23 protein-coding genes and 1 pseudogene are annotated in these 18,574 nt (G+C 70.6%); 18 read left to right on the top strand and 6 right to left on the bottom strand.

Annotated elements, in window-relative coordinates:
* Window positions 1-185 precede the first annotated feature (185 nt).
* The 5 genes from L0P92_RS37635 (at window position 186) to L0P92_RS37650 (ending at window position 2,891) form a co-directional block, all read left to right on the top strand.
* Complete coding sequence (locus L0P92_RS37635) at window positions 186-923, top strand: LmeA family phospholipid-binding protein (protein WP_234767568.1); 738 nt, start codon at window positions 186-188, stop codon at window positions 921-923.
* 213 nt (window positions 924-1,136) lie between these two features.
* Window positions 1,137-1,217, top strand: a complete 81-nt coding sequence (locus tag L0P92_RS45825) for an Ms5788A family Cys-rich leader peptide (protein ID WP_350751515.1) — start codon at window positions 1,137-1,139, stop codon at window positions 1,215-1,217.
* A 124-nt stretch (window positions 1,218-1,341) separates the two neighbouring features.
* Window positions 1,342-2,181, top strand: coding sequence for a sulfurtransferase (locus L0P92_RS37640; RefSeq protein WP_030957142.1), 840 nt, complete (start codon window positions 1,342-1,344; stop codon window positions 2,179-2,181).
* A gap of 60 nt (window positions 2,182-2,241) precedes the next feature.
* Window positions 2,242-2,529: a DUF1416 domain-containing protein gene (locus L0P92_RS37645; protein WP_062723811.1), complete on the top strand. Its 288-nt coding sequence runs from the start codon at window positions 2,242-2,244 to the stop codon at window positions 2,527-2,529.
* A 98-nt stretch (window positions 2,530-2,627) separates the two neighbouring features.
* The gene (locus L0P92_RS37650; RefSeq protein ID WP_234767571.1) at window positions 2,628-2,891 is read left to right on the top strand and encodes a DUF3099 domain-containing protein; all 264 of its coding nucleotides are present in this window, start codon (window positions 2,628-2,630) and stop codon (window positions 2,889-2,891) included.
* Window positions 2,892-2,926: 35 nt separating this feature from the next.
* On the opposite strand, the gene L0P92_RS37655 is transcribed toward L0P92_RS37650, so the two are convergent.
* Window positions 2,927-3,289, bottom strand: a complete 363-nt coding sequence (locus L0P92_RS37655; RefSeq protein ID WP_234767572.1) for a DsrE family protein — start codon at window positions 3,287-3,289, stop codon at window positions 2,927-2,929.
* A 101-nt stretch (window positions 3,290-3,390) separates the two neighbouring features.
* Here L0P92_RS37655 and L0P92_RS37660 point away from each other — a divergent pair, with 101 nt between their 5' ends.
* The 6 genes from L0P92_RS37660 (at window position 3,391) to ygfZ (ending at window position 8,399) form a co-directional block, all read left to right on the top strand.
* A complete protein-coding gene (locus tag L0P92_RS37660) occupies window positions 3,391-4,149 on the top strand; it encodes a hypothetical protein (RefSeq protein WP_234767574.1) in 759 nt (252 codons plus the stop codon).
* 83 nt (window positions 4,150-4,232) lie between these two features.
* Entirely contained in the window at window positions 4,233-5,273 is a 1,041-nt protein-coding gene (locus L0P92_RS37665; RefSeq protein WP_234767575.1) for a hypothetical protein, read from the top strand.
* Window positions 5,270-6,166 carry a hypothetical protein gene (locus L0P92_RS37670; RefSeq protein WP_234767576.1) on the top strand — a complete coding sequence of 299 codons (897 nt, stop codon included), beginning with the start codon at window positions 5,270-5,272 and terminating at the stop codon, window positions 6,164-6,166. The genes L0P92_RS37665 and L0P92_RS37670 overlap by 4 nt, the downstream gene beginning before the upstream one ends.
* Before the next feature lie 228 nt (window positions 6,167-6,394).
* Window positions 6,395-6,970 carry a heme-binding beta-barrel domain-containing protein gene (locus L0P92_RS37675; protein WP_234767577.1) on the top strand — a complete coding sequence of 192 codons (576 nt, stop codon included), beginning with the start codon at window positions 6,395-6,397 and terminating at the stop codon, window positions 6,968-6,970.
* 15 nt (window positions 6,971-6,985) lie between these two features.
* The gene (locus L0P92_RS37680) at window positions 6,986-7,423 is read left to right on the top strand and encodes a Fur family transcriptional regulator (RefSeq protein ID WP_234767579.1); all 438 of its coding nucleotides are present in this window, start codon (window positions 6,986-6,988) and stop codon (window positions 7,421-7,423) included.
* Between the two features lie 10 nt (window positions 7,424-7,433).
* Complete coding sequence (ygfZ, locus tag L0P92_RS37685) at window positions 7,434-8,399, top strand: CAF17-like 4Fe-4S cluster assembly/insertion protein YgfZ (protein WP_234767581.1); 966 nt, start codon at window positions 7,434-7,436, stop codon at window positions 8,397-8,399.
* Between the two features lie 29 nt (window positions 8,400-8,428).
* Here ygfZ and dtd read toward each other — a convergent pair whose 3' ends face one another.
* Window positions 8,429-8,854 (bottom strand): D-aminoacyl-tRNA deacylase, encoded by a 426-nt coding sequence (gene dtd / locus L0P92_RS37690; protein ID WP_234767582.1) that lies wholly within the window; start codon window positions 8,852-8,854, stop codon window positions 8,429-8,431.
* Between the two features lie 158 nt (window positions 8,855-9,012).
* Between dtd and L0P92_RS37695 the strand changes: the two genes are divergently transcribed.
* Both L0P92_RS37695 and L0P92_RS45830 read left to right on the top strand, forming a co-directional pair.
* A complete protein-coding gene (locus tag L0P92_RS37695; protein ID WP_234767583.1) occupies window positions 9,013-9,636 on the top strand; it encodes an RsiG family protein in 624 nt (207 codons plus the stop codon).
* A gap of 222 nt (window positions 9,637-9,858) precedes the next feature.
* Window positions 9,859-10,062: pseudogene (locus tag L0P92_RS45830) on the top strand (MFS transporter); the annotation flags it as partial.
* Between the two features lie 56 nt (window positions 10,063-10,118).
* On the opposite strand, the gene L0P92_RS37705 reads toward L0P92_RS45830, so the two are convergent.
* Window positions 10,119-11,015 (bottom strand): helix-turn-helix transcriptional regulator, encoded by an 897-nt coding sequence (locus L0P92_RS37705; RefSeq protein ID WP_234767584.1) that lies wholly within the window; start codon window positions 11,013-11,015, stop codon window positions 10,119-10,121.
* 101 nt (window positions 11,016-11,116) lie between these two features.
* On the opposite strand from L0P92_RS37705, the gene L0P92_RS37710 reads away from it, so the two are divergent.
* From L0P92_RS37710 to L0P92_RS37720, 3 genes are all read left to right on the top strand, one after another.
* A complete protein-coding gene (locus tag L0P92_RS37710; RefSeq protein ID WP_234767585.1) occupies window positions 11,117-12,547 on the top strand; it encodes an MFS transporter in 1,431 nt (476 codons plus the stop codon).
* Window positions 12,548-12,694: 147 nt separating this feature from the next.
* The gene (locus tag L0P92_RS37715) at window positions 12,695-12,913 is read left to right on the top strand and encodes a hypothetical protein (protein WP_062714326.1); all 219 of its coding nucleotides are present in this window, start codon (window positions 12,695-12,697) and stop codon (window positions 12,911-12,913) included.
* The gene (locus L0P92_RS37720; protein ID WP_234767587.1) at window positions 12,910-13,545 is read left to right on the top strand and encodes a GNAT family N-acetyltransferase; all 636 of its coding nucleotides are present in this window, start codon (window positions 12,910-12,912) and stop codon (window positions 13,543-13,545) included. The genes L0P92_RS37715 and L0P92_RS37720 overlap by 4 nt, the downstream gene beginning before the upstream one ends.
* Here the strand turns inward: L0P92_RS37720 and L0P92_RS37725 are convergent, their stop codons facing one another.
* Together L0P92_RS37725 and L0P92_RS37730 are read right to left on the bottom strand one after the other, a co-directional pair.
* Window positions 13,546-14,145: a TetR/AcrR family transcriptional regulator gene (locus L0P92_RS37725; RefSeq protein ID WP_234767588.1), complete on the bottom strand. Its 600-nt coding sequence runs from the start codon at window positions 14,143-14,145 to the stop codon at window positions 13,546-13,548.
* 30 nt (window positions 14,146-14,175) lie between these two features.
* A complete protein-coding gene (locus tag L0P92_RS37730) occupies window positions 14,176-15,189 on the bottom strand; it encodes an aldo/keto reductase (protein WP_234767589.1) in 1,014 nt (337 codons plus the stop codon).
* Window positions 15,190-15,360: 171 nt separating this feature from the next.
* Between L0P92_RS37730 and L0P92_RS37735 the strand changes: the two genes are divergently transcribed.
* Complete coding sequence (locus L0P92_RS37735) at window positions 15,361-16,407, top strand: chitinase (RefSeq protein ID WP_234767591.1); 1,047 nt, start codon at window positions 15,361-15,363, stop codon at window positions 16,405-16,407.
* A 60-nt stretch (window positions 16,408-16,467) separates the two neighbouring features.
* On the opposite strand, the gene bla is transcribed toward L0P92_RS37735, so the two are convergent.
* Window positions 16,468-17,433 (bottom strand): class A beta-lactamase, encoded by a 966-nt coding sequence (bla, locus tag L0P92_RS37740; protein WP_234767592.1) that lies wholly within the window; start codon window positions 17,431-17,433, stop codon window positions 16,468-16,470.
* Window positions 17,434-17,594: 161 nt separating this feature from the next.
* Between bla and L0P92_RS37745 the strand changes: the two genes are divergently transcribed.
* Entirely contained in the window at window positions 17,595-18,482 is an 888-nt protein-coding gene (locus tag L0P92_RS37745) for a LysR family transcriptional regulator (RefSeq protein ID WP_234767593.1), read from the top strand.
* Window positions 18,483-18,574: the final 92 nt, after the last annotated feature.

The following is an 18,574-nucleotide window of genomic DNA, read 5'->3' on the forward strand; positions in this document are numbered from 1 at the left end:
TCCTCAAACGCCGGACGGGCTGAAAGGCCTTCAGGGGCGCGGGGAACTGCGCGATCAGCCTCCGCCGGCTCGCAGCCGACGAACGACCCTTGGTGTCACAGGTGATCGACAAATCCGTGGGGTGAGGGTTTCGCAGGGTTACGCTCGTCGTCGTTGACGACTCTGAGGTGGGGGAACACCACAACATGCGAGCCCTGCGGATACTGCTGATAACCGTCGTGATCCTGGGCGGCCTCTTCGTGCTGGCCGACCGCCTCGCCGTGGGGTTCGCCGAGGACGAGGCCGCCGGAAAGCTCCAGACCTCCGAGAACCTCCCCACCGCCCCGGACGTCTCCATCAAGGGCTTCCCGTTCCTGACCCAGGTCGCGAGCGGCTCGCTGGACGACGTCGAGGTCGGCATCAAGGACTACGAGGCCGCGACCGGTACCGACGGCAAGACGATCCGGATCGACGACCTGACGGCGAACATGAAGGGCGTCGAGTTCTCCGGCGACTACAGCTCCGCCACCGCGACCACCGCCACCGGAACCGCGTCCATCACCTACGCCGAGCTCCTGAAGACCGCCAAGTCCGAGCCCACCGAGGTCGCCCCCGGCGTCACCGCCAGCGTCATCGGACTGTCGGACGGCGGCAACGGCAAGATCAAGGTCGCCGTAGAGGCCACCGTCCTCGGCACCAAGCTCCCGAACCCGGTCTACGTCCTCAGCTCGGTCACCACCGAGGGCGACACCGTGAAGGTGCACGCCGACACCCTCCCCGACTTCGGCGGCGCCGACATCGCCGAGAACCGGGCCCGCGCCATCACCGACTTCGAGCAGAAGATCGACGGTCTCCCCGGCGGCATCCAGCTCGACCAGGTCCAGGCGGCGAAGAACGGCGTCGAGATCACGGTGAAGGGTTCGAACGTCCGCCTCGCGGGGTAGTACGGCTCCGACCTCTCCTCTCCCTCCCTCCCCTCCCGTGTCCAACTGGCGAGACAGCGCCGTCCGCACCGCAGATGTGACCGCCGATACGTGCGCCCGAAAGCCGTGCGGGACCGGCCTCGGCGGGCTCTCGATCCCGTATCGTGGACAATCTCGTCTCAATATGCGACACACCGGTGACACGCCCGCATGTCCGTCCCTACGATCGAGCCCATGAAGCGACAGGCGGATCTCACGAAGCGGCGGGCAGTAGACCTCTGCCGCGTTGCCGCCATGCTCTGTCGCCCCTTCTGAGCGGAAGCTCCGACTTCCGCGTTTCCCCGCTGCCCCGACCAGGGCACAGGTGCGTCGTCTCGCCCGAGCGCGCACCCCTCACACTCGCACGCCCCGCCGCAACTGCCCCGGAGGAGAGAAGAGCATGAGCCGCAGCGACGTCCTCGTCGACGCCGACTGGGTCCAGGAGAACCTGGACAACCCCGCCATCGCGATCGTGGAGGTGGACGAAGACACGTCCGCCTACGAGAAGAACCACATCAAGAACGCGATCCGCATCGACTGGACCAAGGACCTGCAGGACCCGGTCCGCCGCGACTTCATCGACCAGGAGGGCTTCGAGAAGCTCCTGTCGGCGAAGGGCATCGCCAACGACACGCTGGTGATCCTCTACGGCGGCAACAACAACTGGTTCGCGTCGTACGCCTACTGGTACTTCAAGCTCTACGGCCACGAGAACGTCAAGCTTCTCGACGGCGGCCGCAAGAAGTGGGAGCTGGACGCCCGCGAGCTGGTCGAGGAGGTCCCGGAGCGCGCCGAGACCGTCTACAAGGCCAAGCCGCAGAACACCGCCATCCGCGCCTTCCGCGACGACGTCGTGGCGGCCATCGGTTCGCAGAACCTGGTCGACGTGCGTTCGCCCGACGAGTTCAGCGGCAAGCTGCTCGCCCCGGCCCACCTGCCGCAGGAGCAGTCGCAGCGTCCGGGCCACGTCCCGTCCGCCCGCAACATCCCGTGGTCGAAGAACGCCAACGACGACGGCACCTTCAAGTCGGACGACGAGCTCAAGGAGCTCTACGCCGAGGAGCAGGTCGACCTGGCGAAGGACACCATCGCCTACTGCCGCATCGGTGAGCGCTCCGCGCTGACCTGGTTCGTGCTGCACGAGCTGCTCGGTGTGGAGAACGTCAAGAACTACGACGGCTCCTGGACCGAGTACGGCAGTCTCGTCGGCGTTCCGATCGAGCTCGGCGCCAACAAGTAAGCAAACCTCTTCCATCCCGACCGGCCTTCGTTTCCGGTCAGACCCCTCTTGGAGAAAGACATGTGTGGAGCGAAGGCCGGCGGCCCCGACGCCTCGACGATCAAGCCCGGTGAGACCACGATCCAGGGCCAGGTGACCAAGGACGGCGAGCCGGTGGTCGGTTACGTCCGCCTGCTGGACTCGACCGGCGAGTTCACCGCGGAGGTCCCCACCTCCGCCACGGGCCAGTTCCGCTTCTACGCGGCCGAGGGCACCTGGACCGTACGCGCGCTGGTCCCCGGCGGCACTGCCGACCGCACGGTCGTCGCCCAGCAGGGCGGCCTGGCCGAGGTGGCCATCACGGTCTGAGCAACACCCTGACCGGCCGAAGGGCCGTACCCCGCACGGGTTGGACACCCGGGGTACGGCCCTTCGGCGTGCGCCTGACCCGGACCTACCCTGGAGGCATGTACGCACGGCGACGGCACATCTACTTCGCCATGATGGGGACGTGCATCACGCTCTTCGTCCTGGCGTGGGGCGTCGTGCGGCTCTGGTCGGTGCCGGTGGCCGTGGGGATGTGTGTGGTGGCCATGGTCATCCCGCCGCTGGCCGCGATGGTCGCCAACCGGCGGGGGCCGGAGGACCGCTGGTGGGACGACCCGTCCGGGGATCCGCAGTCCGACGAGTGGTGGGACGAGCTGGACGGCAAGAAGCGTCCGCGACAGTAGGCGTGCGTCGGCCGGGCGTCTCAGTAGACGACGTCTCAGTAGACGAGCGCCTGCGTCTCGTCCCCGAGGGCCTCCTGCACGAAGACCTGCGCTCCCGCGATCCGTACGCCCTCGATGACGTCCTTCTCCGTGATGTCCCGGCGGGCCGCGCACTGGGTGCACAGGGTGAGGCGGCCGCTCGCGAGGACCGCGTCGATCAGGTCGGGCAGCGGGGCCGCGTGGGGGAGTTCGAACTCGGCGGCGCGGCCCGGCAGGGCAAACCACGCCGACTCGCCGGTCAGCCATACGGAGACGTCGACGCCGCTGGCCACGGCCACCGCCGCGACCGTGAACGCCTGCGAGCAGCGTTCGGGGGCATCGGCCCCCGCCGTCACCTTGATCACCAGCTTCTTCGCCATGCCCGAATCGTAATCAACTCCCTTACAACCTGAGGCGTTGGCCATGGGTCTCCTGTGCGCGCGCATACGGAATGCGCACTTCATGTTGCGTGGGGGACGTCTTGGATGTACCTGAAGAAAGAGGCGAGGCGGCCGACGCGCCGGTCGCGCCGCGGCCTCGTCGTCGTGGGCGCACCGCGGCGCTCCTGATCGCCGGAGCGGTGCTCGGGCTCGTCGCCGGGACCTGTACCGGTTACCTGGTGCAGGCCGAGCGCCGGCCCACGAAGCTGCCGCCCCTCTCCCAGCCCGTGGTCGAACGGGCCAAGGGCGTGGCCGAGCCGCTGTCGGCCGCCGAGGACCGCCGGTTGAAGACCGACGGTGATCTGCGCGAGCTGCTGCTCCCGCGTCCCAAGGGCGCGCGGGACACCGTGGTCACGGCGGGCACCGACGGCTGGTTGGACCTCGCCGACTACGCGGATGGCTACGACGAGCCGGGAGAGATGTTCAGCGGCCTCGTCAGCGACGAGTTCCGCCGCGCCGCCGTCACGAGCTGGCGCGTGGGCACCACCTACAACGTCGAGATCGAGTTGGCGCAGTTCCGCCAGGAGCAGGCCATGGCGGCCCCCGGTCACGCCGAGGACGCGCACTACTGGGCCGAGAAGCGCTCCGACACCCGCAGCTGGCCCATCCCCGGCACGGGTGACGGCATGGCGTACGTGCACGACACCCCGGAGCGGAACGCCGGCTACCTCCCGCTCTACTCGGCCGAGGCACACGCCTGGCGCGGCGACATCGCGATGAACATCTGGGTCTTCGACACCAAGCCGATCTCCAAGGAGAAGATCATGGATCTCGCCAAGCGGCAGATGGGGCGGCTGTGACCGAGAAATCTTCTGACGGCCCCCAGAACGCCGATCGCGCCGAGAGCGCCGAGAGCGCTGCGGGCGCCGAGAATGTCCGGAGCGTGGAGGGCGCTGAGGGCGCCGCGGGTGCCAGAGGCTCCGACAGCCTCCAGACCGCCGCCGGCGCCGAGAACGCCGAGGGTGCCGCGCACGCCGAGAACGTCCGGAGCTCCGACAGCGCCGACAGCGCCGAGAATGCCCGGAGCGCCGAGGGCGTCGAAGGCCCCGAGAACCTCCAGAGCGCACAGAGTGTCGACGGCTCCGAGAACCTCCAGACCGCCGAGAGTGCCGCGGGCGGCGAGAGCGTCGCGAACCCCCAAGGCGGGACTGAGAACCCCGCCGGCCCCGAGCGTAAGCGGCCACGGTCCTCGCGGCTCGCCGCCCTCGTCGGGACCGTCCTGCTGCTGGGGGCCGTCGTCGCCGGGGCCGGGTACACGGTCGTCACCGTCCAGGGGGCCGACCGGGATCCGGGGCGGCCTACCTGGAAGTTCCCCAAGCCGTCCGCGGCCGGTGCCAAGGCGGAGAAGGCGGCCTCGGGGCTGCGGGGGCTGCTGCTGCCGTACGGGGAGAACGGCTACACCCGCGGTCCCGACCTCGGGGAGTTCGGGGCCGACGCCGAGCTCAGCGGCCGTCAGGCCACCGCCCTGCGCAAGGAGTCGCTCAAGGACCTGCCCCGCACCCAGCGCCGGCAGCTGGAGAAGGAGATCGACAAGCAGAGCGTCAAGGGCATGGCGATGCGCAGCTACGTCTACGCGACCCGCCGGGCGATCAACTTCGACGAGGCGTTCTCCGTCAGCGTCGCCCTCGCACGGATGGAGAGCCGTGAGGCCGCCCGGGACATCGCGACGTCCCAGAACGAGTTCTTCTCCGACCTCGGCGTCTTCCGCAAGGGTCCGAAGATCGAGGGCCACAAGAACGCCAAGTGCTTCCTGACGCCCAAGGGCGAGGACGAGAAGCTCGACGGGGTGTTCTGCGCGGCCTACTCGGGAGACGTGCTGATCAGCTTCACCGCCGCGGGCGTCCGACCGGTCGACCTGGCCGGCATCGGGGTGTTCGTCACCCGACAGCTCGACCGCATCGACGACCCGGGGAAGGCCGTATGACCGAGCAGCAGAACACCGCGACGGCCCCCCTGGCCGGCACACCGCCGGAGCCGGCGGGCGATCCGGCCGCCCTCGCAGTCCCCGCCGTCCCCGTCGACCCCGCCGTGCCTCCCGTTCCCCCCGTGAAGAAGGACCGCCGCGTCCTGCGCGCCGTCCTGCGCTGGACCGCGACCGTCGTCGTCTTCGCCGCCGTCGGCGCCTCCACCGCGTACGGCATCACGGGGATGGAACGCACGGACGTGCCCGGTCTCGCGACCGAGACGGACGGGCGCTGGACGTACCCGGAGATCACCAGGCCACCGCTGCCCGCCGGCAGCCCGGAGCCGTTCGCCGAGGAGAACCCGGCCTCCCTGCACCACGCGGACCTGCGCGAGCTGCTGCTGCCGGCGCCCAAGGGGGCCACGGCGGACAAGGAGCTGAGCGGGCGCGACGGCTGGCTGGCGACGAAGGACTTCCTGGCGGCGTACGAACAGCAGGAGGACCGGGACGACCTCGGCCAGCTGCTCACGGACCACGCCCTGCGGCACGTCGCGGCCCGCGGCTGGACCACGCCGGACGGTACCCGCACCCGGATCTACCTGCTGCAGTTCGAGTCCGGTCAGGTGGCCGACGTGCTGCAGCAGGACCACCTCACCAACTACGACTCACCCACCTACGCCCTGCGCGGCGCCGAGCAGACGCACACCGACGAGGGCTTCCCCACCGACGCCGAGGTCGCCGAGGTACGGCACTACGCCTACACCGAGGCCAAGCCGTACGGCGCCGAGCAGGTCCGGCAGGCGTACCTGGTCTCGGGCGACGTGCTGGGGCTGGTCGTGCAGGCCCGCAAGGGCGGCGCCGCGGCCGTCCCGTTCCAGCAGACGGTGATCCTGCAGAGCCAGCTGCTGGGCTGAGCCCGCGAGGGCGTACCTCACACGGAGGGCCCGGCCCCGGCCGCGTAAGCTGGGGCCCGGCCCTGTGTACGCAAAGCATTCCCCGCGCTCAATCGAGGAGCACCCCGTGGAGATCTTCTTCGAAGCCCTGCTGGTCCTGGTCTGCGTCGGCGTTCTCGCCTTCGCCGGACTGACCGTGAAGAAGCTGTACCAGGGCCAGCGCTGACCCACACCTAGGAACCTCCCCTCATGATCGAGATCCCGTCCGACCTCCACAAGGACCTCGTCCCGCTCGCCTTCCTGCTCGGCAACTGGGCGGGTGCGGGCGTGCACGACTTCCCCGGCTCCGAGAAGTGCAACTTCGGGCAGGAGGTCACCTTCACGCACGACGGCCGTGACTTCCTGGAGTACCGGTCCCACACCTGGGTCCTGGACAACGACGGGAACAAGGTCCGTCCCCTGGAGTCCGAGCACGGCTTCTGGCGCATCGACGCCGACCGCAAGGTCGAGGTCACGATGGTCCGCAACGACGGCGTCGTCGAGGTCTGGTACGGCGAGATGGCCAAGCAGAAGCCCCAGATCGACCTGGTCACGGACGCGGTGGCCCGTACGGCCGCCTCGGGCCCCTACACCGGCGGCAAGCGGCTCTACGGCTACGTCAAGAGCGACCTGATGTGGGTCGGCGAGAAGCAGACCCCCGAGGTCGAGCTGCGCCCCTACATGTCGGCCCACCTGAAGAAGGTCGTCACCCCGGAGGAGGTCGAGCGCTGGGCCAAGGCCCTGCCCGACGACATGCCGGACGACGGCATCGCCTTCTTCAAGTAGTCCTAGACTTCCAGTGTGGTGAGCACCGACTGGAAGAGCGACCTCAGACAGCGCGGCTACCGGCTGACGCCGCAGCGTCAGCTTGTCCTCGAAGCCGTGGACACCCTTGAGCACGCGACCCCCGACGACATCCTCGTGGAAGTGAGGAAGACCGCGTCGGGGGTCAACATCTCCACCGTGTACCGGACCCTGGAGCTCCTGGAGGAGCTCGGGCTGGTCAGCCACGCCCATCTCGGGCACGGTGCGCCGACGTACCACCTCGCCGACCGCCACCACCATCTCCACCTGGTCTGCCGGGACTGCGAGAACGTCATCGAGGCGGACGTCCAGGTGGCCGCCGAGTTCACCGCCAAGCTGAGCCGGACCTTCGGCTTCGACACCGACATGAAGCACTTCGCGATCTTCGGCCGCTGCAAGGACTGCTCCCTGAAGAGTTCAACTACCGAGTCGTAGGCTTAGGAATATGAAGAGCCCCCTGCTGACCCTGCCCGGCGCCGTGCCCGCCGAGGGCGTGGACGAAGGCGTCGCCGCGCACTACGGCGATCTGTTCCGCGAGCAGCGCGCCCTCGCCGACGGCTCCGGTTTCGTCGACCTCTCGCACCGCGGGGTCGTCGCCGTCACCGGCCAGGACCGGCTGAGCTGGCTGCATCTGCTGCTCACCCAGCACGTCAGCGACCTCCCGGTGGGCGAGGCCACCGAGGCGCTGATCCTCTCCGCGAACGGCCACATCGAACACGCGCTGTATCTCGTCGACGACGGCACGACGGTCTGGGCCCATGTCGAGCCCGGCACCCAGGACGCGCTGATCGCGTACCTGGAGTCGATGAAGTTCTTCTACCAGGTCGAAGTCGCCGACCGGACCGCCGAGTTCGCGGTCGTGCACCTGCCCGCCGGCTCCATCGCCGAGGTCCCCGAGGGCGCCGTCGTACGCGAGACGGCGTACGGCCGTGACCTGTTCCTTCCCCGGGCGGACCTGGAGTCGTACGCGGAGAAGGCCGGCCCTGCGGCCGGAATCCTGGCCTACGAAGCCCTCCGCGTCGAACACCACCGCCCGCGCCTCGGCTTCGAGACCGACCACCGCACCATCCCGCACGAGCTGGGCTGGATCGGCACCGCGGTGCATCTGCAGAAGGGCTGCTACCGCGGCCAGGAGACGGTCGCCCGGGTCCAGAACCTCGGCAAGCCGCCGCGCCGCCTGGTCTTCCTGCACCTGGACGGCAGCGAGGTCCATCTGCCCCCGCACGGCACGGAGCTCCGGACGGCCGACGAGGGCCCCGACGGCCGCAAGATCGGTTTCATCACGACATCGGTACGGCACCATGAGCTGGGCCCGGTGGCGCTGGCCCTGGTCAAGCGCAACGTGCCGCTGGATGCCCCGCTGGTGGCGGGGGACACGGCGGCGGCGCAGGAGGTCGTCGTCGAGCCGTAGGGCGCTGGCCGTACGGCTTCGCTCGGTCTCTAGACCTCGATCAGCACGGTGAACGGGCCGTCGTTCGTCAGACCCACCCGCATCTTGGCGCCGAACCGGCCCGTCGCCACCGTCGCGCCCAGGGCGCGGAGTTGGGCGACCACCTCGTCGACGAGCGGCTCGGCGACATCGCCGGGCGCGGCGGCGTTCCAGGTGGGCCGGCGTCCCTTGCGGGCGTCGCCGTAGAGGGTGAACTGGCTGATGACGAGGAGCGGGGCGTCGATGTCGCTGCACGACTTCTCGTCGTTCAGCATGCGGATCGACCAGAGTTTGCGGGCGAGCCCGGCCGCCTTCTCCTTGGTGTCGTCATGTGTGACACCGACGAGCACGCACAGCCCTTCGCCCGTGATCTCGCCGACGGTCTCGTCGTCCACGACGACACTCGCGCCGTCCACCCTCTGCACCACAGCTCGCATGCGGCCATGATGCCGTGCGCGGGAGGTGCCCTCGTAAGGGCCCTCTTTTTTGATCCTTAAGCCCCCATCTGGGGCTGTTCGTGGGCACTCGGTCACATAGGGGCCACTTGGGATGGCACCATGCTTCCACACGCCGGTCGAGGGGACGGTAGAGGCATATGAGCACACCGAGTACCGGGCAGCCTCCTGGGGCTGTCGTGTTGAGTCATGCGGGCCGGCCGACCGGGCTGAGGCCGCCCACGCAGCGCACCGCCGACGATCCGGGACCGGGGGCGGATCCGCGGCTGCCCGTCGATCCGCCCGAGCCCGATCTGACCGTGCTCAGTCTGCCCGAACTGCGCACCCTGCGGCGGGACGCGCAGCGGGACGAGGCGGACCTGAGTTATGTACGCCGGCTGCTGCAGGGGCGGATCGACATCCTGCGTGCGGAGCTCGCGCGGCGGTCTCCCGCGGGGGCGGCGTCCGTCGTGGAGCGCCTCTCGGAGATCCTCACCGACGCCCCGGCCCGCCATCGCTCCTCGGCGCGCCATGTCACGCTGGGCACCCCGCAGAGCGAGGAGTACCGGCTGCTGGCGGCCGAGATGCTGGCCGAGGTGGAACTGTCGGACCTTCAGGCGCGGACGGATGTCGAGCTGGACGCCGCGATGGGGAGGCTCGTGGGGTACGAGCAGCAGGTGTCCCGGCGCCGACAGCGGTTGCAGCGGACGGCGGACGACTGCGGGGCGGAGATCACGCGGCGGTACCGGGAGGGTGAGGCCGTGGTGGACGACCTCCTGACGTAGGGCTCCGCCCCTTCGACCCCGGGGGTTGTTCTTCGGGTGCGGGTGCGTGGGGGCTGGTCGCGCCCACGCGGCGGAGCCGCACATTGACACAGCCCCGCGCCCCTGAGGTTCTTCAGCCCGTCCGGCGTTTGAGGACGAGGCCCGGAGGGCCGATGCGGGGGTCTGGGGGCGGAGCCCCCAGGGATGGGACGGGTAGGGGCGGCGGGGGCGAGGAAAATCGGGGCGGCCGGGGTGGGGGCGTCGTCGTACCGGGAGACGTTCGTGTCGGCCGCCGGGCCGGGGTGGTGGATCCTCACCGGGTGCGGGCTTGTGGTTCTCGTGGCGGGGGCGTTGACGAGCGGGCCGTGGGCCCGGCGCACCGCTGAACGTACTGCTGAGCGGCTGGAGTCGGCGGAGGTGCGCGGCGCGTCTCGGGTCAGTGCGTAGTTCGGCGGCCAACGGCCGGTGGGGGCTGGTCGCGCCCACGCGGCGGAGCCGCAAATCTACACAGCCCCGCGCCCCTTCAGGGCGATCTCGTGCAGCTTCTCCAGACGTTCCCTCGACTCCCCGTCCGCCGGCACATACGTCACCATCCGCGGCCCCACCTGCGGGCTCAGCCACAGATCCGTGTGGTCGACCACCACCCGCCCCACATGCCGGTTGAGGAACTCCTTCCGCTTGCTCCGGTGCGCCACCACCTCATGGCGTTCCCAGACCTCGCGGAACTCCGGGGAATCCGCGCGCAGCCTCTTCAGCAGCATCTTCCAGGCGGGCTCGGCGAGGTGGCCGGCCATGGCGGCGCGGAAGCGGGCCGCCATGAGGCGCTGGGTCTCCTCCAGGTGCACGATCGACGAGCGCCACTCGTCGTGGGTGTACGACAGGACCATGCAGTTGCGGTCCTCGGGCGGCACCGCCTCCAGGTCGCAGAGCAGCAGTCCGTACGTCCGGTTGTAGGCGAGGATGTCGTACCGGCTGTTCTGCAGACAGGCCGGATACGGCTCCAGCTGCTCCAGGACGGCCCGCATCGCGGGGGTCACCGAAGGGCAGGTCGTCGCCGGCGTCGGATCCACCGCCCCGGCCAGCTGGAAGAGGTGGGAACGCTCGCTGGGGTCGAGCATCAGCGTGCGGGCGAGGGCGTCGAGGACCTGGACGGAGACCTGGATGTCCCGGGCCTGCTCCAGCCACGTGTACCAGGTGACGCCGACCGCCGAGAGCTGGGCGACCTCCTCGCGCCGCAGCCCCGGTGTCCGGCGCCGGCTGCCGCGGGGCAGGCCGACCTGCTCGGGGGTGATGTGCTCACGCCGGTGCCGCAGGAAGGCGGCGAGTTCATGGCGCCGGATCTCCGACACAGCCGTACCGCCGGATCCCCACGTCCCCGTCTCCTGAGCCACAGTCGTCATACCTCCACCCTGCCCCCGCCCGGACCCTGTTTCCAGGTGGTTCCGCTACCAGGATAACGAGACTCTGGTACCAGTCTCCGGGCCGCCGCAGCCTGGTGAACGTGACCGAAACCATCACTTCACGCACGGCCGGCCGGGCCACCGCGGCACCACCCTCGCTCGGCGCCCTCGGCCTCTTCACGGTGCTGCTGGGCGCGGCACTCCCGCTCATCGACTTCTTCATCGTCAACGTCGCCCTGCCCACCATCGGCCACGACCTCGCGGCGAGCGAGGCCGTACTCGAACTCGTCGTGGCGGGCTACGGGTTGGCGTACGCCGTGCTGCTCGTCCTCGGCGGGCGGCTCGGTGACCTGTTCGGCCGGCGGCGGCTCTTCCTGGGCGGCATGGCGGCCTTCGGGCTGACCTCGCTGGCGTGCGGGCTCGCGCCCAGTGCGTGGACGCTGGTCGCGGCGCGGGTCGCGCAGGGCGCGGCGTCGGCGGCGATGCTGCCGCAGGTGCTCGCGACCATCCAGGCGGCCACCGCGGGTCAGCGCCGGGCGCGGGCCATGGGGCTCTACGGCGCCACGGCCGGCCTGTCCATGGTGGCCGGGCAGATCCTCGGCGGCGTACTCGTCGCGGCCGACATCGCGGGCACCGGCTGGCGCTCGGTGTTCCTGGTGAACGTGCCCATCGTCCTCGTCGGCCTCTTCCTGGCCGCCCGCGCGGTCCCGGAGACCCGATCCCAGCGCCCCGAGCCGGTGGACGGCCCCGGCACCGTCCTGCTCGCGCTCTCCCTCCTGGCGCTCCTGGCCCCGCTGACCGAGGGCCGGGCGGCGGGCTGGCCGCTGTGGACGTGGCTGTCGCTGGCGGCGTTCCCGTTCGTGGCGGCGGCGTTCTACGCGGTGGAGCGCAGGGCGGACCGTCGGGGCCGTACGCCGCTGGTGCCGCCGAGCCTGTTCGAGCTCGTCTCGCTCCGGCGCGGTCTGGTGATGATCGTGCCGTTCTCGATCGGCTTCAGCGGCTTCATGTTCGTGATCGCGGTGGCGTTGCAGCAGGGTGCGGGCCTCGGTCCGGTGACGGCGGGGCTGGCTCTCGTCCCGATGGCGGTGGTGTTCTTCTTCGTCTCGCTGGCCGGGCCCCGGCTGGTGGCCCGCCACGGCACCCGGGTCGTGACCGCCGGAGCGGCGGTCCAGGGCCTGGGGGTGGCGCTGATGGCGCTTGCCGTCTGGCGTTCCTGGCCGGACTTCGGGTTCGTCGAGCTGCTGCCCGGCGCGTCGATCGCCGGTGCCGGTCAGGCCCTCCAACTGCCCGTCGTGTTCCGGATCGTGCTCTCCGAGGTGCCGACCGCGCGGGCGGGTGTGGGCAGCGGGGTGATGATCACGACCCAGCAGTCTTCGCTGGCCCTGGGCGTGGCGACGCTGGGCACGCTCTTCCTTTCCCTCGTCCCCGGGTTGGGCATGCGGGACGCCCTGGTCACCACGCTCCTCGTCCAGTTGGCCGGAGTGGCGCTGACCGGACTGCTCAGCCTGCGGCTGCCGCGCACCGTAGGTTGATCGTCCGGTGAGGGTGTGGCCACAGGTTGGTCAACTCGCCGGACGGGAGTCCCTGTTGATGTTGCTCATGCTGCACACTCCTTGCTGCGCGGCGCCGACCGGTGCCGCGCACGCCAAGACTCGATGTCCTCGGACGCTGGAGGCGTCATGCTGGAGATCAACACGAGCAAGGTGAGCCGCTGGGACCACCACGGACGCGAGCATGTCGTCCGGGTGCAGCGCAAGGGCGCGCAGCGCACGATCAGATGCGACACCTGCGGCTGGCGCCAGGGCGCGCAGTTCCTGCCCTGGCTGAAGGCGGAGGAGCATCTCGCGGAGGCGCATCAGGCGACGGTGGATCCGACCGAGGCGCAGTCGGACCGATGACGACCCGCATCGGCCCGATGACGACCCGCATTCGCCGCTACCGCCCCGAGGACCGCGAGGCCGTCGAGGACATCTGCGTCCGCACGGCGCACGAGGGCGGCGACAGCCGGCCGTACTACAAGGACCCGGGCATCTTTCCGACGGCCTTCGCGATCCCGTACGTCGTCCTGGAACCGGACCTCGCCTTCGTCCTGGACGACGGGTCGGGCCGGGCGGTCGGTTACGTCCTCGGCGCCGCGGACACTCCGCGCTTCGTGGCGGACTTCCGCAGCGAGTGGCTGCCGTTGGCGGCCGGCCGCTATCCCGAGCCTTCCGGGCCGCCGAGCACCCCGGACGAGACGATGATCGGGCTTCTGCACCATCCGGAGCGCATGCTCGTCCCGGAGGTCGCCGCCTACCCGGCCCACCTGCACATAGATCTGCTGCCCGAATGGCAGGGCCGGGGCCATGGCCGCGCGCTGCTGCGCACCCTGTTCAGGGCCCTCCAGGACAAGGGAGTCCCGGCCGTCCACCTCTCGATGGTCACGGCCAACACCCCGGCCAGGGCCTTCTACGACCGCATGGGCTTCCACGAGATCGAGGTACCGGATCCGGGCCCGGTGACCTACCTCGGCCGCACGACGAAGGAGTAGCTAGGCCGCCGCCCGCAACCCCCGCACCAGCAGGTCCAGTACGGCCTCGAACTCCCCCTCCACCCCCGGCCGTTCCCACTCCCTGGCGTAGTGCGGGTCGTGGAAGCGGTCGGTGGCGCGGAAGAGGGCGCCGGCCGTGACGGCCGGGTCGTCGACGGTGAAGGTGCCCGCCGCGGTGCCCGCGCGCACGATCTCGGTCAGCTGGTCGGTGAGTTCGGTGATGTGCGCGCCGACGACCGTCTCGGCGGTCTCCGTGGTCAGCACCGAGTAGGTGGCGAACAGTTCCGGGTCGGCGAGCGCCTTGCGGCGCTTGGCGGCGAAGAGCGCAGCGAGCCACTCGCGCACCCGGGTCTCCGGGTCCAGGTCCGGGGCCGCGACGATCGCCGCCAGGAGCTCGGTCGTCCGGTCCAGCCACCTCTTCGTCACCGCCTCCCGCAGCGCGGACTTCGTACGGAAGTGCCGGTAGACGCTGCCATGGCTGACGCCGAGCGCGCGGGCCACGTCGACCACGGTGGCCTTGGCCGGTCCGTGGCGGCGCAGCACCTCCTCGGTCGCTTCGAGGATGCGCTCGGCGGTCAGGGTCTCGCTGGTCGGAGGCATGTCTAGACGGTACCCGGGGCCGGCACGCGATCAGCGTTCGCTGTCGAGCATGGCCATCTGGGCGGGGGCGTACCGCTCGCCGGCCGCCGCGTCCGCGGGTACGGCGGCCTCGATGGCGGCGAGGTCGGCCGCGTCCAGGGTCACGTCGAGGGCGCCGAGGGCCTCGTCGAGCCGTGCACGGGTGCGGGCGCCGACGAGCGGCACGATGTCCTCGCCCCGGGAGAGCACCCAGGCGATGGCGATCTGGGCGACGGTGACGCCCTTCTGCTCGGCGATCTTGCGCAGGGACTCGACCAGCGTCAGGTTGCGCCGCAGGTTGTCGCCCTGGAAACGGGGTGAGTGGGCGCGGAAGTCGCTCGCCGCGTACTGCTGGCCGTCGGCGACATGGCCGGAGATCAGTCCGCGGGAGAGCACGCCGTACGCGGTGACGGCGATGCCCAGTTCGCGCAGGGTGGGCAGGATCTCCCGCTCGGGGCCGCGGGAGATGAGCGCGTACTCGATCTGGAGGTCGGCGATCGGGGCGGTGGCGGCGGCCCGGCGGATCGTGTCCGCGCCGACCTCGCTGAGCCCGATGTGGCGGACGTATCCCTTCTCGACCAGTTCCGCCATCGCGCCGACGGTCTCCTCGATCGGCACGTCCGGGTCGAGCCGGGCGGGGCGGTAGACGTCGATGTGGTCGACGCCGAGGCGCTGGAGGGAGTACGCGGCGAAGGTCTTCACGGCGGCCGGGCTCGCGTCGAAGCCGTACCAGTCGCCGTCCGGGCCGCGTTGGGCGCCGAACTTCACGCTGAGCAGCGCGTTCTCCCGCAGGGCGGCCGGGGCGGTGCGCAGGGCCTCGTTGATCAGCAGTTCGTTGTGGCCCATGCCGTAGAAGTCGCCGGTGTCGAGCAGGGTCACGCCGGCTTCCAGGGCGGCGTGGATGGTGGCGACGGACTCGGCGCGGTCCGCTTCGCCGTACATACCGGACATGCCCATGCAGCCGAGGCCGAGGGCGGAGACCTGGGGGCCGGTGGTTCCGAGGGTGCGGGTTCGTGTCGTCGTCATGCCTTCCACTCTGCCCTAACAGCTGACAGATTTCAATATCTGTCATTCCAAATTTGTCACTCGCTCCCTCCAGTCGCTCCCACTTACTGGTCCAGACCTATTGACGAGAGGTCTGGACCAGAGCACTGTCATGCCTACGACACCTCACCGCACCCCCACCGGGAGGCCCGTATGCTCCGCCGCGCCCTGCGCCTGCTCGCCACCGCGCTGACCACCGCCTGCCTCGCCCAACTGCCCGTGGCCACCTCCGCCTCCGCCGCCGAGACCTGTGCGGTGAAGTCGAAGCCGTCCGGCAAGGTCCTCCAGGGCTACTGGGAGAACTGGGACGGCGCCGCCAACGGCGTCCATCCGCCCTTCGGCTGGACCCCGATCACCGACTCCCGGATCGCGGCCCACGGCTACAACGTGATCAACGCGGCCTTCCCGGTCATCCACTCCGACGGCACGGCCCTGTGGGAGGACGGCATGGACAGCGGGGTGAAGGTGGCCACGCCGGCCGAGATGTGCGCGGCCAAGGCGTCCGGCCGGACGATCCTGATGTCCATCGGCGGCGCGACGGCCGGCATCGACCTCAACTCGACGGCCGTGGCGGACCGGTTCGTCGCGACGATCGTCCCGATCCTGCAGAAGTACAACTTCGACGGCATCGACATAGACATCGAGACCGGCCTGACGGGCAGCGGCAACATCGGCCAACTCTCCACGTCCCAGGCCAACCTGATCCGCATCATCGACGGCATCCTCGCGCGGATGCCGTCGAACTTCGGCCTGACGATGGCCCCGGAGACCGCGTACGTCACCGGGGGCAGCGTGGTCTACGGCTCGATCTGGGGCGCGTATCTGCCCGTCATCAAGAAGTACGCCGACAACGGCCGCCTGTGGTGGCTGAACATGCAGTACTACAACGGCAGCATGTACGGCTGCTCCGGCGACTCCTACTCCGCCGGCACCGTCGAGGGCTTCGTCGCCCAGACCGACTGTCTCGACAAGGGCCTGGTCGTCCAGGGCACCACCATCAGGGTCCCCTACGACAAGCAGGTGCCGGGTCTGCCCGCGCAGCCGGGCGCGGGCGGCGGCCACATGTCACCGTCCCTCGTCGCCCAGGCCTGGCGGCACTACGGCACCTCGCTCAAGGGCCTGATGACCTGGTCGATCAACTGGGACGGCTCGAAGAACTGGACGTTCGGCGACAACGTGCAGTCCCTGCAGGGCCGTTGAGCGAGGTGGCATGGGGTGGCCGAGATGGCCGCTGGACGGTTGGACGGCTGGACGGGGCAGCTAGCGGCCGAGGCCCTCGATCGCCACGGTGGCCGCCTTGGCGATCAGGGCGTCGTCACGTTCGGCGTCCTTCTTGCCGCGGGTGGACAGGACCGCCATGACAACGGGGTTGCCGCCGTCCTCCGGCCACAGCACGGCGATGTTGTTGCGTCCGCCGTAGCCCGCCGTGCCGCTCTTGTCGGCGACCTCCCAGGTGTCGGGGACTCCGGCCTTGATCAGCGTGCCGCCGGTGACGTTCGTCGTCATCCACCGCCGGAGAAGCTCGCGTTCGTCCCGCTCCAGGGCGTCGCCGAGCAGGAAGGCACGCAGGCTTCCCGCCATCGCGCGCGGGCTGCTGGTGTCCCGGATGTCGCCCGGCTTGCCCTCGCTCATGTCCGTCTCGTACCGGTCCATCTCGGTGACGTCGTCGCCGAGGTCCTCCAGCACCCGCTCCAGGCCGTCGGGGCCGCCGAGTTCGTGCAGGAGCAGGTTGACCGCGGTGTTGTCGCTGTACCAGAGGGTCGCCGCGCACAGCCCGCGCAGGCTCATGCCGGTCTCGACGAAGTTCTCGGAGACGGGTGAGTTCTCGACGAGGTCGTCGCGCGAGAACCTGACCACCTTGTCGATGCCGTCCGTCCCGAACTTCCGGAGTACGGCACCGGCCGCCAGCGCCTTGAAGGTGGAGGCGTACGCGAACCGGTCGTCCGCCCGGTAGCCGACCGACCGTCCCGTGCCGGTGTCCAGGGCGTAGACACCGAGCCGGGCGTCGAACTCCCGCTCCAGCGCCCGGAACTCACCGGAGGTGGGCTTCGTGGCGGCGGCCGTGGCCGACGCGGGACGCGCCGCGGCGGCGGGTGAGCCGGACCCGGAACCCGCCCCGGAGCCGGCCCCGGAGTCCTGGGTCCCGCACGCCGGAAGCGTGGCGAGGGCGAGCAGTCCGGCCACCGTCCAGGCGGCGCCCCGGCGAGTACGCGGTGAATACGACATGGGATGGACCTCCGAACCGTGGGGGACATACGGCAGCGCCGGCCCGAGGCGTCAAGTCCCCGGGCGGCGGCGATCGTTCTCCGGGCACTCTCGGGCTGACGGGGTGCCGGGGTCCAAGACTCGAACGCTCGCTTCCATGCTGTTTTGGCATAGTGGGGCGGGTGGATCTTGTCGCGGCATGCCGGGCGTTCGTCAGTGTGAGCGAGCACGGCAGTTTCACGGTGGGCGCGGCGGCGGCCCGGACGGCCCAGTCGGTGGTGAGCCGCCGTATCGCCGCGCTGGAGCGACGCCTGGGCGGCCGGCTGCTGGACCGGTCCTCGCGGACGGTGACGCTGACGCCGTTCGGCCGGGACCTGCTGCCGACGGCGACGCAACTCGTGCGGCTCGCCGACCGGTTGGAGCACGAGGCGCAGGCCGCCCGGCACCGGCCGCTGCGGCTCGCCGTGCCGGCCGTCTGCCCGACCGCCGCGCTGGCCCGCCTCATCGCTCGGGCGCACGAGGAGGGGGTCCTCCTCGACCCGTTCCCCGCCGGACCGGCCGAGCGGGCCGACCTCGTGGCGTCCCGCCAGGTGCGTGCGGCGCTGCTCGCGGTGGCGCCCACCGAGGCGACGTGGACGGTTCCGCTGGGCCTCGCGGTCGCGCGCGACCCGGGCGGCGGGCCGATCTACCTCGACACCCTGCGCCCCGGCCGCGCCGACCGCGACCGACGGCCCCGACGCGTGTGGCTCCAGCCGGAGGACGACGTACCGCACATCCGAGACCGCCTCACCCGCCTGCGCGACGCGGTGGGTCTACGCCCGTCCCAACTCATGTCCGCCCCGACGGTGGCCGCCGCCGCGGCGGACGTCCTCACCCACGACGACGCCCTGCTCTGCTCGGCCTCCCAGGCCCGCGAACTCCACCTCCACTGGCGTCCCCTCGGCGAACTGGGCCCCGCCCTCGCCCGCGGCTTCTCCTTGACCATCACGGACGAGACAGACCCCGAAGCACTCCGCCTCCACCACACCTGCGCCCCCAGCATCGCCCAATGCCTCGAGACAACTCCATGACGGGTGCGGACCAGCGGGGCCTGATCGCGCAGTTACCCGCCCCCCACCAGGGGGGGGCCGCCCCCCCGAGGGGCGCGGGGAACGGCCCGATC

The organism is Streptomyces muensis (assembly GCF_021474425.1).
GTDB classification, from domain to species: Bacteria; Actinomycetota; Actinomycetes; order Streptomycetales; family Streptomycetaceae; genus Streptomyces; species Streptomyces muensis.